Origin of the sequence: Arthrobacter sp. NPDC093139, assembly GCF_044754165.1 — a bacterium.
GTDB lineage: Bacteria > Actinomycetota > Actinomycetes > Actinomycetales > Micrococcaceae > Arthrobacter.
Window position 1 is genome coordinate 250,643 of the sequence record NZ_JBIVOO010000004.1, and the last position, 13,580, is coordinate 264,222.

The 13,580-nt window shown below is 68.1% G+C and carries 11 protein-coding genes and 1 pseudogene; 3 read left to right on the forward strand and 9 right to left on the reverse strand.

Translation table 11 applies throughout. The features are described from left to right. Positions 1–2 precede the first annotated feature (2 nt). The 6 genes and pseudogenes from ACIP90_RS09010 to hemQ all read right to left on the reverse strand — a co-directional run bounded on the left by ACIP90_RS09010 (position 3) and on the right by hemQ (position 6,057). Positions 3–1,108 (reverse strand): annotated as a pseudogene (locus tag ACIP90_RS09010) (LLM class flavin-dependent oxidoreductase). Then, the gene (gene hemB, locus ACIP90_RS09015; RefSeq protein ID WP_400578691.1) at positions 1,105–2,088 is read right to left on the reverse strand and encodes a porphobilinogen synthase; all 984 of its coding nucleotides are present in this window, start codon (positions 2,086–2,088) and stop codon (positions 1,105–1,107) included. Before hemB ends, ACIP90_RS09010 begins: the two are co-directional and overlap by 4 nt. A gap of 10 nt (positions 2,089–2,098) precedes the next feature. Then, positions 2,099–3,100 (reverse strand): uroporphyrinogen-III synthase, encoded by a 1,002-nt coding sequence (locus ACIP90_RS09020; RefSeq protein WP_400578692.1) that lies wholly within the window; start codon positions 3,098–3,100, stop codon positions 2,099–2,101. A gap of 22 nt (positions 3,101–3,122) precedes the next feature. Beyond that, a complete protein-coding gene (gene hemC, locus ACIP90_RS09025; protein WP_400578694.1) occupies positions 3,123–4,121 on the reverse strand; it encodes a hydroxymethylbilane synthase in 999 nt (332 codons plus the stop codon). Then, positions 4,118–5,359, reverse strand: a complete 1,242-nt coding sequence (locus ACIP90_RS09030) for a ferrochelatase (RefSeq protein ID WP_400578696.1) — start codon at positions 5,357–5,359, stop codon at positions 4,118–4,120. Before ACIP90_RS09030 ends, hemC begins: the two co-directional genes overlap by 4 nt. Further along, positions 5,356–6,057 carry a hydrogen peroxide-dependent heme synthase gene (hemQ, locus tag ACIP90_RS09035; protein WP_400578697.1) on the reverse strand — a complete coding sequence of 234 codons (702 nt, stop codon included), beginning with the start codon at positions 6,055–6,057 and terminating at the stop codon, positions 5,356–5,358. Before hemQ ends, ACIP90_RS09030 begins: the two co-directional genes overlap by 4 nt. 158 nt (positions 6,058–6,215) lie before the next feature. Between hemQ and ACIP90_RS09040 the strand changes: the two genes are divergently transcribed. Beyond that, positions 6,216–7,142, forward strand: coding sequence for a hypothetical protein (locus ACIP90_RS09040; RefSeq protein ID WP_400578699.1), 927 nt, complete (start codon positions 6,216–6,218; stop codon positions 7,140–7,142). 121 nt (positions 7,143–7,263) lie between these two features. Here the strand turns inward: ACIP90_RS09040 and ACIP90_RS09045 are convergent, their stop codons facing one another. Together ACIP90_RS09045 and hemE are read right to left on the reverse strand one after the other, a co-directional pair. Beyond that, the gene (locus tag ACIP90_RS09045) at positions 7,264–8,853 is read right to left on the reverse strand and encodes a protoporphyrinogen/coproporphyrinogen oxidase (protein ID WP_400578701.1); all 1,590 of its coding nucleotides are present in this window, start codon (positions 8,851–8,853) and stop codon (positions 7,264–7,266) included. 3 nt (positions 8,854–8,856) lie between these two features. Continuing rightward, complete coding sequence (gene hemE / locus ACIP90_RS09050) at positions 8,857–9,951, reverse strand: uroporphyrinogen decarboxylase (protein WP_400578703.1); 1,095 nt, start codon at positions 9,949–9,951, stop codon at positions 8,857–8,859. 157 nt (positions 9,952–10,108) lie between these two features. Here hemE and ACIP90_RS09055 point away from each other — a divergent pair, with 157 nt between their 5' ends. Continuing rightward, positions 10,109–11,458, forward strand: coding sequence for a glutamyl-tRNA reductase (locus ACIP90_RS09055; RefSeq protein ID WP_400578704.1), 1,350 nt, complete (start codon positions 10,109–10,111; stop codon positions 11,456–11,458). 168 nt (positions 11,459–11,626) lie between these two features. Next, entirely contained in the window at positions 11,627–12,325 is a 699-nt protein-coding gene (locus tag ACIP90_RS09060; protein WP_400578705.1) for a DUF4352 domain-containing protein, read from the forward strand. Between the two features lie 44 nt (positions 12,326–12,369). Here the strand turns inward: ACIP90_RS09060 and moeB are convergent, their stop codons facing one another. Next, positions 12,370–13,578 (reverse strand): molybdopterin-synthase adenylyltransferase MoeB, encoded by a 1,209-nt coding sequence (gene moeB, locus ACIP90_RS09065; protein ID WP_400578707.1) that lies wholly within the window; start codon positions 13,576–13,578, stop codon positions 12,370–12,372. Positions 13,579–13,580: the final 2 nt, after the last annotated feature.

The following is a 13,580-nucleotide window of genomic DNA, read 5'->3' on the forward strand; positions in this document are numbered from 1 at the left end:
TCCTATTCTTTCAGGAGTTCGTTGACGCGGGGTGCCACGGCCATGCCGAACAGCTCAATGGAGCGCATCATGGCGGGATGCGGCAGTGATCCGCTGCTGTACTTGAGATCGAAACGGTCCACGCCGAGGTTTTGCTTAAGCCTGACGATCTTCTGCGCCACGGTTTCGGGCGAGCCGACGTACAGGGCCCCTTCAGGCGTGCACATCGCGTCGAACTCACCCCGGCTGGCGGGGCCCCAGCCGCGTTCGGCACCGATCCTGTTCCGAAGTTCGAGCCAGTGCGGGAAGTATTCCTCCCGTGCTTCCTCATCGGTGGCGGCCACGTGTCCGGGCGAGTGCGTGGCCATCTGCTGCATGGGGTGCCCGTACTTCGCCATGGCTTCCCGGTAAAGATTGGCCAGCGGCGCGAAGGACCTCGGCTGCCCGCCGATGATCGCGAAGATGATGGGGTAACCGTACTCGGCACAGCGCAGCACCGACTCGGGCGTGCCGCCCACGCCGATCCAGGCCGGCAGGAGGTGGTGTTCGAGATGCGGATAGACGCTCAGTCCGTTCAGGGCAGGCCGGGTGCGGCCCTCCCACTGCACGGGCTTCTGCGCGCGGACCCTGTGGAACAGTTCAAGCTTTCTTCGAAGAGGACCTCGTAGTCCGCCAGGTCAAAGCCGAACAGCGGGAAGGATTCGACGAACGAGCCCCGGCCCAGCATCACCTCGGCCCTCCCGCCGGATAGCGCATCCAGCGTCGAGAAGCGCTGGAAGACCCGGATGGGATCGTCGGAGCTCAGCACGGTGACGGCCGAGCCGAGCCGGATCTGCTCGGTCCGCGCGGCGGCGGCCGCGAGGAAGACCTCGGGTGCGGAGACCGCAAAATCCCGGCGGTGGTGCTCCCCCACCGCGAAGGCGTGAAGTCCAACGGCGTCAGCCAGCTCCGCCTGTTCAAGCAACTGCCGCAGGACCCGGGCGTGCGGCACCGGACCTCCGTCCGCCCCTGCTCCAACGTCTCCGAAGGTGTTGAGCCCCAGGAGGATCCGGCCGGGCCCGACAGGATCAGTGGGGCCGGTCTGGGTGCCCGTCCGTACGGTGGACGAACTATCCGGCGTTTCGCTCACCTGGATTCCTTCAGCCAGCCGGCCAGCTCGCTCGCCCAGTAAGTGAGGATCATGTTGGCGCCTGCGCGGCGGATGCCCAGGACCGACTCCGTTATGGCTGCACGGCGGTCGATCCATCCGTTCCCCGCCGCCGCCTCGATCATGGCGTACTCCCCCGAGATCTGGTACGCGGCCACGGGGACGGGGCTCATCTCCGCAACGTCCCTCAGTATGTCGAGGTAGCTCATGGCGGGCTTCACCATGACCATGTCAGCCCCTTCGGCGAGGTCCAATTCCACTTCCTGGATGGCCTCGCGCCGGTTGGCGGCGTCCATCTGGTATGTCCGGCGGTCCCCCTTCAACTGGGAGTCCACCGCTTCCCGGAACGGTCCGTAGAACGCTGACGCGTATTTGGCCGCGTAGGCAATCACCGCGGTGTTGACGTGCCCGGCGTCTTCGAGTGCCTGCCGGATGACGCCGATCTGTCCGTCCATCATGCCGGAGGGGCCCAGCACGTGGGCCCCGGCGTCGGCCTGGGCCACTGCCATCTTGGCGTAGACGTCCAGCGTGGCATCGTTGTCGACGTAACCGTCGCCGTCCAGGACGCCGCAGTGGCCGTGGTCCGTGAATTCGTCCAGGCACACATCGCTCATGACCACCAGGTCGTTGCCCACCTCGGCCCGGACGTCGCGGATGGCCTTGTTCAGGACGCCTTCCGGATCCAGAGACGCGCTTCCCTCGGCGTCGCGTTTTGCGGGAATGCCGAACAGCATGATGCCGCCCACGCCCAGTTCAACGGCTTCCGCTGCGGCACGCTTCAGGGTCTCCGTGGTGTGCTGCAGGACGCCGGGCATGGAGGTGATCGGGTTGGGCTCGGAAAGGTCTTCGCGGATGAAGGCAGGGAGGATCAGCTCCGCGGGGGCGAGCCGGTTCTCTGCAGTGAGCCTGCGCATCGCCGGAGTGGTGCGGAGCCGCCGCGGGCGGTGGTTCGGAAAACTCATGTCCTGTCCTTCACTGGGTGCCTGATGCTGTCGAATGGATGTCGGGGGTGCGTGCTGCGTCGGGATGAACGGCGCGGATGACGGCAGCCACAAGGCCCGCAGGCGTGGCTTCGGTTGCCGTTGCGGCAACCGTCAGGCCGAGCGCTTCCGCTTGGGCGGCCGTTGTCTTGCCGATGGCGACAAACCGGCAGGCTCCCAGCGGGGCAAGCATCGTGTTGATGCTGCGGGCAGCGCTCGGTGAAGCGGCGACGACGGCGGCCAGCCCGCCGTCGGATATCCAGGCTTTGGCTTCCGCCGGGGTGAGCAACTTCGCCTCCGTGCCGGCCGCCTTCTCCTCGCCAGCGGGCACTCCCTGACTGGGCACTCCCTGCGCGGGCATTCCCGGTGTGGCGAGACGCCGGCCCGGCTCCGCCGGGTAGTCCACTGTGTGATACGCCACGACTGTCCTCACGTCCGCCCCTTTGGCGCTGAGGCCGAGGGCGAGGGCGGGGGCCGCAATGTCCGCCTGGGGCAGCAGTACCGTGGCGGGCCCGTCGGGCCACTCCCCGGCAAGACCGGCGGCGGAATGGTCAGAGTGTGGTACCAGGTGCACTGCCAGTCCGGCGGCCTCAAGGGCTTTCGCGGTGGACGGGCCTACAGCAGCGACGCGTGTCGCGGCCGGAATCCACTGGTGCAGCGCCACCTCCCGCTCGGCGGCCTTGACCTGCAGCGCCAGGACCGTGGTGGCGCTGCTGACCACGAGCCAGGCAAACTGCCCGGAGCGGAGGGCATCGAAAGCCTCGTCAAGGGCTGCCTGGTCAGATGCACGTTCGAAGTCCTTGAGCGGAAGCAGGAGCGGGTCCGCGCCGGCGAGACGCAGCTGCAGCACGAACGGTCCGGCACGCTCGGGGCTGCGGGTGACCAGGATGCGGTCGCCCTCGAGCGGACGCCGGCCCTGCGGTTCCCGCACCCTGGTGACGGGCGCTCCTGAGTCCGGCACTCCGCTGGCCGGACCTTCGCCGCTCAGTCCCATGACGTCGTTCCCTGCAAACCTCTCAGGACGCCGTCAGGTCCGCGATGTCGGCAGCCCCGGCAGCCAGGAGGACCTCGGCCAGCTCAATACCCAGCAGTGTGGCTCCGACTTCAGTCAGGCCGTCCGTGGCCCGCTTGTCGCGCACCGTCGCCGTGCCGTCGACAGCGCAGACCACGGCTTCGAGGTGCAGCAGGCTGCCCTTGCGGTAGGCGTAGGCGCCCACAGGGGCTGCACAGCCGGCCTCGAGCCGGGCAAGCAGTGCCCGCTCCGCGGTAATCGCCAGCCGGGTGTCCTGGTCATCAAGGGCCGCAAGGGCCTGCGCGAGGGCCCCCTGCGACCCCTCGGCGGAGCCTGCCTGGCGGGGGGCCTCAGCCGTGCGGCATTCGATGGCCAGGGATCCCTGACCGGCGGCCGGCAGCATGATATCGGTTTCCAGGTATTCGGTGACGGTGTCCAGCCGGCCGATGCGCTCCAGGCCGGCAGCGGCCAGGACAACCGCATCCAGGTCACACGACTTTCCGGCCACGACTGCCTCCGTGGCGTTGCCCGGCAGTCCCGGGACTCGCCCCAGACGTGTGTCCACATTGCCGCGGATGTCCACGATATCCAGGTCGGGACGGACAGCCCGGAGCTGCGCGGCGCGCCTGGGTGAACCCGTGCCCACCCGTGCGCCTTTGGGAAGGTCCGCCAGTTTGAGGCCATCGCGGGCGCAGAGGACGTCGCGTACATCCACGCGGGGCGGAGTCGCGGCAAGGGTGAGCCCGGCGGCCGGTCCCGTGGGGAGGTCCTTCAGGGAGTGCACGGCGACGTCGCATTCCTTGCGTAGCAGGGCGTCGCGGAGCGCGGCCACGAAGACGCCGGTGCCTCCCATCTGCGACAGCGAGCCCTTGAGGACGTCCCCCTCGGTCCTGATGTGCACGAGCTCGACGGGGAAGCCCCCGACGGCGGCCAGCAGGTCGGCGGTCTGCTGCGTCTGGGTGAGGGCGAGCTTGCTGGCCCTCGTGCCGATCCGAACGGTCACTGCTTGTCCTGACTTGCCGAAGGATAGGGGTCGTGGCCGGTGCCCACGGTGGTGTCGGCGCCCGCAATGGTGGGTTTTTCGCCGCGGAAGTTGGCGCAGCAGCCGGGGCGGCAGATGTCGTACCAGGGACCCAGCTCTGTGGCTGCTTGGCGGTCCTTGATGTTGTTCGCCACGGTGCGTTCGCAGATGAGGTCCACCAGTCCATTGACGAAACGGCGGTGGGTGCCCGGCGTCGGAACGCGGGTGGCTGCGAGCCCAAGGTTCGCGCAGGTCTCCAGCGCCTCCGTATCAAGGTCCCAGACCACTTCCATGTGGTCGCTGACGAAGCCCAGCGGAACAATCACGATGCCCTTGACACCCTGCTTGGAGAGATCCTCGATGGCGTCGTTGATGTCGGGCTCGAGCCAAGGCACGTGCGGGGCGCCGGAGCGCGACTGGTACACGAGGGACCACGGGGCGGAAAGGCCGGATTCCTCTTCCACCCTTCGCATGACTTCGGTGCCCGTTGCCAGATGCTGCGCAACGTAGGCTGAGCCCTCGGCGAACTCGCGGGGCTCATCGGGGGACTTTCCGGCAGCGTCGGCGTCGCGCGTGGGGATGGAGTGCGTGGCAAAGAGAACGTGGATGGGGGCGTCCGGCGTTCCGGCTGCGGCGAGCTGGGCGCGGACGTCGGCGATACCGGCGGCCGTGCCTTCGATGAAGGGCTCGACGAAACCGGGGTGGTCGAAGTACTGCCGCACTTTGTCCACTTCGAGTTTGCCGTCGAGGCCTGTTTCGGTCAGCGCCATGCCGATGTCCTCGCGGTACTGGCGGCAGCTGGAGTAACACGAGTAGGCACTCGTGGTGAGCATGAGCAGCTTGCGGTGGCCGGCGTCGTAGGCGTCCTGGAGGGTCTGCGGGATATACGGATCCCAGTTCCGGTTGCCCCACAGCACCGGCATGTCGATGCCCCGGCGGGCCAGCTCCGCTTCCAGAGCAGCTTTGAGTTCGCGGTTCTGCTGGTTGATCGGGCTGATGCCGCCGTTGGCACGGTAATGGTGGGACACCTCTTCGAGCCGCTCATCCGGGATGCCGCGGCCGCGCGTGACATTGCGCAGGAAGGGAATGACATCGTCCTGCCCCTCGGGGCCACCGAAGGATGCGAGGAGCACGGCGTCGTACTCCTTGGGCGCCATCCGGCCGGCCTCCGTCACCGGGTTTACCGCAAAGGCTGACTCCCGGGGATCCAGCGGGCTCATGCCAGCACCTCGGCAATCTCCCCGGCGGTGATGCGCCGTCCGGTGTAGAAGGGGATTTCCTCGCGCACGTGGTTGCGGGCCTCCGTGGAACGCAGGTGGCGCATCAGGTCAACCAGATCGACGAGCTCGGGTGCTTCCAAGCCGAGGATCCACTCCCAGTCGCCGAGCGCAAACGAGGAGACGGTGTTCGAGATGACCTGGGGGAAGTCGCGGCCGAGCAGGCCGTGGTCCCGGAGCATCTTGCCGCGCTCTTCTTCAGGCAGCAGGTACCACTCGTAGGACCGGACGAAGGGGTAAACACAAAGCCATTCGGCCGGTTCCACACCGCGGGAAAAGGCCGGCGTGTGGTTCTTGGCAAATTCGGCTTCACGGTGCACGCCCATGGCGGACCACACCAGTTCGGTTCCGGCGAAGAGCTTGCTGCGGCGGATATCGCGGATGGCCTGCTGCAGCGCCTCGGGCTTGGGCCCGTGCAGCCAGACCATGACGTCGGCATCGGCACGCATGGCGGAGACGTCGTAGCTTCCGCGGTGGGTCACCCCGCCCTCAGCCAGGCGCGCAGTCAGGGCCTCGAAATCCTCGGCAGCATCTGCGCTGCGGAGGATGTCTGCGGAGCGCTTGAAGACGGTCCAGAGGGTGAAGAACTGCTCGGCTGATTCTTCGGTTTTGGTGACAGATTCGGCAGGAGTGTGGCTCATGGGTACAAGTCTGCCCGTTCCGTGCGTCCAAGTCGAAAAACCCAACTTCTACAGAGCGTAGAAGTGGGGTAATTCACAGCACAGGCTTCTAGTGGACGGTTCGTTACAGAGCCCTGCGGATTTTGTATGCCACAAGGCCGGCAGCCCCGGCGAGCACGATGAGCCCGGCCCCGACCCAGACGAGTGGCGAAACGGAACCGGCCGGTGACGAACCGAGGACTGCGCTGCTTGGCCTGCTCACGGAGTACCGGGAATCGATTGTTCCCATGTTCATGGGGCCGGCCGAGCGGGACGAGCCCCACGCCCCGGAGGAAATACTCAAGGTGCCGCCCATCCTGCGGTCCGCTGCGGAACTCCCGGCCGCAGCGGACACCGGGCTTTCGGCTGACGGGCCGCTGGCCGGTGCCGGCTGGGTTGCCGCGCCGGGCTGTGCTGCCGGTGCCGGCTGGGTTGCCGCGCCGGGCGGTGCTGCCGGTGCCGGTTGGGTTGCCGCGCTGGGCTGGGTTACATTTCCAGGCTGGGCTGCCGGCGCGTTCTGGACGGCAGGCGCGGGAGCCGTGGCCGCCGGTGAGAAGCCAGGCTTCGACGCGGTGGGCGCAGGCGACGACGTCTGGGACGGGCTGGAGGTAGATGTGCTGGAAGGTGCGGGTGCCGGCGCTGTCGTCGGAAGGGGTGTTCCAGGCAGCGTCGGCACGGGAATGCTGGGGACGGGGGTGGCGGAGGGTGAGAACGAGGGACTCGTGGATGAATCCGTTGGCGCGGGCGAGGCTGACGAATCTTCGTCGTCGTCCTCGTCATTGCCTAGGACCGCACCTGCCCAGGCCTCGAGGCTGAGGGTGTCGGAGGCTGCCGTCCTGACCTGCAGTAAGGACTGGTCAGCGTCGGCGGCCGGCTCCGTCGCAGTGTTCGCGTCGGTGTTTGACGGGGTGACGTCCCCCGCGTCCTCCCGCAATGTCTGGGCTGCAGCGTTGGATGCAGGGACGCCTGCGGATAAGACCAGTACCGCTCCGAGCGCAACTGCTGCCGTGCCGCGTCGAAGTCCCCCATGGTTACCGGTCAGCGTACGAAAGTTTTCGGACTTCTGATCGACCATAGTTATCGACCCTAGACACAAAACGCCGGGAAGAAAAACTTGCGGACGGCAGGGCGAGCGGGTATGAACGGCGCTGATTCCAAGGACCATACTGTCCGTGCCGGAGCATGGAATTACTGCAGAAAACCGCGCAGCTGCGTCCTGGTGTCTGCCACCACGGCAGCCAGTCCGTTTCCGGCGAGCCAGCCGCCGACCAGCATGAGTCCGTCGCTGTCCCCGCAGATCCGGCGGACTTCGGAAACCCGTTGGCGGTGCCCGACTGCGGCAAACGGGAGGGCCCCTGGCCACGAGACGACATCCCAGCCCACCAGGCTGTCCGCCGTCACAGGCACTGTGAGCAGAGCGGACGCGTCCTGCAGGGCGAGCTCCAGCAAGTCCGAGTCATCCGGCAATGCCGTGGCGTTGTGCGATGCCCGGTCCGCCCCGTCGGGCACGGTGCCGTCGCGGCGGCCGTACGAAAGCCGCACAACATGCCGCCCCGGCCCCGCTTCCGTAGCCAGCCAGTCCCACTTGGCCGTCGCATGGGTGAGCGCCTTGGCCCGGATTCCAGGAGTCTGGGGAGCCACCAGGACGCCCGTTCCGCGCGGGCGCCGGTCCAGTTCCGGGAGGTCGACGACGAGCGTCACCAGTTTCACTTCCGGCCCGGGGCCGGGCCGGTGGCCTGCCAAGGCCGGCACCGCGTCCTCAAGCAGTCCGATGGCTGCGGGGCCGTCGAGCGCAACCACCAGCAGGCCGGCGTCGTACGTCGTGGCCCCTGGACCGTTGGGCTGGCTGCCTGTTTCATTACCGATTGTTGCGGCGTCCGCGACGATCCGCCAGCCATCGTGGGTCCGCGTGGCCGAACGGGCCCGGCTGCCGGTGACCATCTCCACCCCTCGCCGGCGGAGGTCCGCCACGAGCGCCGACACCAGGGTGTGCATGCCGCCTTTCAGCCCGGCGACCGCAGAGCCCGCCTTGGCGCCGGCGGTTTGGGCGGGGGCGGCCTGGGCGGGGGCGGCCTGGGCGGGGGCGGCCTGGGCGGGGGCGGCTTGGCCGCCGGTGGCTTGGCCGCCGGCGGCCTGGGCGCGGCGCTGTGCAGCAACAGCGGCCGCCAGCGAACCGTGCCGGACAATTCCGGCGCGTAGGCCCGGCGCCACCATGTCCACGTCCAGGAGAGCGGGGTCGGCCGAGTGCACACCGCCAACCACCGGCTCGACCAGCCGCGTGAGGACGCGCCGCCCCATCCTGGCCAGGACCAGGGCGGAGACACTTGTGACGTCGGCGGTGGTTCCCATGGAGGCGGGCAGGATCCTGTCCAACGACGCACGGAGTGATCCGGCGATCCCCAGCGACCGGCGCACCTCCGGGTCCCAGGGGTTTGCCGGTATCCCGAGGACGCCGGTCTTGGGAAGTTCGCGCGGCCCCTCCGGCAGCTGCACCCAGGCACCGCCGGGGTGGGGTGCCACGATGGCATCGCCGAGGCCCAGCTCGCGGGCGAGATCGGCCACCGCGCTCGAGCGCGTGGCGAACGATTCGGCGCCGCTGTCCAGGGCGAGTCCGGCAACCTCATGCCGGCCGACGCAGCCGCCCCACGAGTCCGTGGCTTCGAGCAGTGTGACAGCCACTCCGGCCTGCGCAAGTTCCCGCGCTGCAAGCAGCCCCGAGATGCCGCCGCCCACCACCAGGGCGGTCTGTCCGGGCGCCGGAGGGCTTCCCGCCTCCATGCCTTACTCCGGGGAGATGGAGTGGATCAGCGTTACGACGCGCGTCAGCACGTCCGGGTCCGTTTCCGGCGGGACGCCGTGGCCGAGGTTCAGGACGTGGCCCGGTGCCGAGGCACCGGATGCGATGACCTCCCGGACATGGGCCTCCAGCACCTCCCACGGTGCGGACAGGAGGGCCGGGTCGATGTTGCCCTGCAGGGGCACCGTCCCGCCCAGCCGGCGGTTCGCCTCCTCCAGCGGCAGTCGGTAGTCCACGCCGACGACGTCGACGCCGACATCGCGCATCGCGACCAGGAGCTCGGACGTTCCGGTGCCGAAGTGGACCAGCGGTGCGCCGAGATGCCGGACATGGTCCAGCGCCCGCGCCGAGGCCGGCGCCACGAAGCGGGTGTAGTCGGCCAGGCCGAGGGACCCGGCCCAGGAGTCGAAGAGCTGCCCTGCCGAGGCTCCCGCTTCCAGCTGGGCCCGCAGGAACAGCCCCGAGGCGTCGGCGGCCCAGTTGGCCAGGGCCGTCCATGTTTCGGGGTCCGCGTGCATCATGGTGCGCGGGCCGAGGTGGTCGCGGGACGGTTTGCCCTCGACCATGTACGCGGCAAGGGTGAAGGGTGCTCCGGCGAAACCAATGAGCGGGGTCTTGCCCAGCTGGGCCACCGTCAGGCGGACGGCTTCGCGAATCGGTTCCAACGCATCCCAGGTAAGCGTGGGCAGGGCAGCGACGTCGGCGGCGGTGCGCACCGGCTTGCTGAGAACGGGGCCCACGCCCGGCACGATGTCCACGCCGACACCGGCGAGTTTGAGCGGAATGACGATGTCCGAGAAAAAGATGGCCGCGTCAACGTCGTGGCGGCGCACGGGCTGGAGGGTGATCTCCGAAGCGAGTTCCGGCCGCAGGCACGAGTCCAGCATGGCCACGCCCTCGCGCACCTTCAGGTATTCGGGCAGGGACCGGCCGGCCTGGCGCATGAACCACACGGGCCTGCGGCTGGGCTTGCCGCCACGGTATGCAGTAATAAGGGGCGAGTCGGCGGTGCGCCCGTCCATGAGCGGATGGCCTGCAGCAAGAACCGTGCCATCTGATGTTGCAGCGCTAGAAGTCATCCTTTGATTGTGCCGAAAATCGCCTCCAAAAGATAACGACAGCCTGTCATCCCATTGCACGGGCGGGGCAGCGTGGCAGGAATCACAGGCGCCTGGACACGGCATCCCGGTCAAGGGTTGTTCTACGTCGTTGCGAAAAAGCTATGATTGTCCTGCTGTGGTTCTTTTTTCATTGGTGGCAACACACGCCGACATCGACCTCGAAACCGTCGCTCAACTTAGCAACGGTTCCTCAGGCATCGCTACATCCGTCCTCGCCGGATCGCCGGCAGTGACGGGTGCGGTTGTCCTTGCCACCTGTAACCGCTATGAGATTTACGGCGAGGCGGCGCACGCGGACGACGTCGAAGCCGCCCGCGCCGCGCTGGTCGGGCAGATCAGCGAGATGAGCGGCCTCAGCGAACAGCTCGTATCCCGGTCCTTTAGTACGCGGACCGGCCCCGAGGTCAGCCATCACCTGTTCGCCGTCAGCTCGGGCCTGGACTCCGCTGTCGTCGGTGAACGCGAAATCGCGGGCCAGGTGCGGCGGGCCCTGATCACGGCGCAGCACGAAGGCACGGCCAGCTCCGGACTGATCCGGCTCTTCCAGGCTGCGTCCAAGACGGCCAAGGACGTCGGCGCGCAGACCGCCCTCGGATCCCGCGGCCTGTCCATCGTCTCCGTGGCCCTTGACCTCGCCACAGATCTCTCCGAAGATCCGGACTGGACCACTAAGAAAGTTGTGGTCTTCGGCACCGGCGCCTACGCAGGCGCCACCATGGCCCTCCTGCGGGAGCGCGGCTGCCGCGACATCTCCGTCTTTTCGTCCTCCGGCCGCGCGGCCACGTTCGTGGCAACGCGCGGCGGAACGGCGCTCGACGGCGACACGCTCCACCCAGCCGTTGCCGCCGCCGACGTCATGATCGGCTGCAGTGGATCGGACACCAGGGTTGAGGCGGCGGAACTGGCCGAGGTTCGTGCCGGATCCACCCGTCCCCTGATCGCCATCGACCTGGCACTGACGCACGATTTTGATCCTGCGGTCGGAGAGCTCGACGGCGTTGAGCTCCTCACGCTGGAATCTGTCCGCCTCGCCGCTCCCGAGGAGCAGGCGGAATCCCTGGCCCAGGCCAGCAGCATCGTCTCCAGCGCCGCGGCGGCTTTTGAACAGGAGCGCGAGGCACGGTCCGTGGACTCGGCCATCGTGGCACTCCGCCGCCACACCATGAATGTGCTGGACGCGGAGATGGAGAAGGTACGGGCCCGTCACGGCTGCACTGCCGCGGCCGAAGAAGTCGAGTTCGCCCTGCGCCGCATGGTGAAGCAGCTGCTCCACGTGCCCACTGTCCGGGCCAGGGAGCTGGCCGCCAACGGCCAGCAGGACGACTATGTGGCCGCCTTGGAAACCCTGTACGGCATCACCGTGGAACAGCCCGCCGCCGCACCCAAGGCCGAGTGCCCGGTTGACCACGTCCAGCTTGCCGCCGCCGGGCTTCCCGAAGCAGAGGCCCAGAGGAACTCGGCCTAAGCGGGGGGCCTCACTTCCAGAGTCCGCCGCTCCAGAATCCGCCCCTCCCCGTGCCGTCTTCTCGTGCTGCCGCTGCGCTGCTGCCGGTCTCCAAGGATCCTGCAAGGTTTCCACAGGCTCCATGCGGAGCATGGATGTCACTTGTGAAACCTATTGGGGGTGCGAGCAGTGAATCCTGATTCCCGCACGATTTCCATCCCGGTCCTGAGCCGCCGCCAGTTCGGACTGCTTGTCGGAGGCGGCGCTGTCCTGCTGATGGCCGGCGGGACCTACGGCGCGGTGTCCCGCAGCTCCCCCCTTGCAGCCACGCGCATGGAGACGGCCTTTGGTTCCCTGTCCGTCACCCGGGCGGGCCGCCTCGCCCGGCTGGATGCGCAGGGCCACCGGGCGTTCCGCTCTGTGGAGGCCGCAGCTGCCCGGCTCAGCGGGCCCGGCGCCCGGGCCGGGAGTGCTGCGCTGGCAGCGGGTGCCTTTCAGCACGCCGCGAGCGTGACAGACGTCCCTGCGGACCCTCACGGCCACGACGGCGGAGCCCCGGCGGATCCGCGGTGGCCACAGCCGGTGAACCTCACGTGGGGCGACGTGGTCCTGGTTGAGGTGGAGCTGGGCAACTCGAGTCCGGAGCCGGTGTTGTTCAGCCCCGGCCAGCTCCGACTGAAACTGGCCCCGTCCGCCACTACTGTCACTCCCCAGGACGCCGGCCGCAACTCCGGGACCATCGCCCCGGGAACAACGGAACACCACTGGATCAGCTATCTGGCCCCCTCCGGCTCCTCAGGCATGGAGCTGGAATACACCGATCTGTGGCATGGCCGGACACAGGTCCTGTCGCTGCCGCCGCTGGCAAGCGGCGTGCAGCGGCCGTGAGCGTTTCTCCCCTGCCTGGCGCTCCCGTCAGTAAAACGGCTTCGTCAGTAAACGGGCTTCTGGGGCTCCACATCCCTGACCCAGGCGAGGATGCCGCCGTCGAGATGGCTCACGCGCCGGTAGCCGGCCTTCCTGGCTGCGGACAGCACCGCGGAGGACCGCGCCCCCGACTTGCAGTGGAAGACAATGTCCCTGTCCTGCGGCAGCTCGCCCCACGCCTCGCCGGAGAGGATCCTGCCCTGCGGGATGAGGACGGAGCCGTTGATCCTGACGATGTCGAACTCCCCCGCCTCCCTGACGTCAACGAGTTCGAAGTCCTTCAGTCCCGCCTCGCGGGAGGCCAGCATCGTGGCCAGCTGCGTGGCAGTAACGGTGTGTTCCGTGTCGGTGGCTTCCGGCGGGGTGATTCCACAGAATGCCTCGTAGTCCGTCAGCTCGGTGATCGGAGGGGCTGCCGGGTCCTTCGCCACCCTGATTTCGCGCCAACTGCCTCCCAGGGCGTCATAGAGCGCCACGCGGCCGAGCAGGGAACGCCCGACGCCGGTGATGAGCTTGACTGCCTCCGTCACCATCAGGGATCCGACCGCCGCGCACAGCATCCCGAACACTCCGCCCTCGCCACAGGAGGGCACCGAACCCGCCGGCGGAGCCTCCGGATACAGGTCCCGGTAAGTGGGGCCGTGCTTTTCCCAGAACACGCTGACCTGGCCGTCGAAACGGAAGATCGAACCCCAGACATAGGGCTTCCCGAGGATGGCCGCGGCATCGTTGACCAGGTAACGGGTGGCGAAGTTGTCTGCCCCGTCAAGGATGAGGTCGTAGCCAGAAAACAGCTCCAGGGCGTTGGAGGAGTCCAGCCTGACGTCGTGCAGGCGAACGTCCACCAGCGGGTTCAGGGCCGCGATGGCATCGCGCGCCGACTCGATTTTGGGCCGCCCAACGTCTGCGACGCCGTGGATGATCTGGCGCTGCAGGTTGCTCAGGTCAACGTCGTCGTCGTCGATGATCCCGATGGTCCCCACGCCGGCAGCGGCGAGGTAGAGCAGGGCCGGCGAGCCGAGTCCGCCGGCCCCAATCACCAGCACGCGGGCGTTCTTCAGGCGGCGTTGGCCGAGTGCGCCGATCTCCGGAATGATGAGATGCCGGGAGTAGCGCTCCACCTCATCTGGCGAAAGGCCCGGCGCCGGTTCGACGAGGGGAGCCGGTAAGGTGCGGGTTGCATTTGCAGTGTTTGCAGTGGACGGAAAAGCCATAC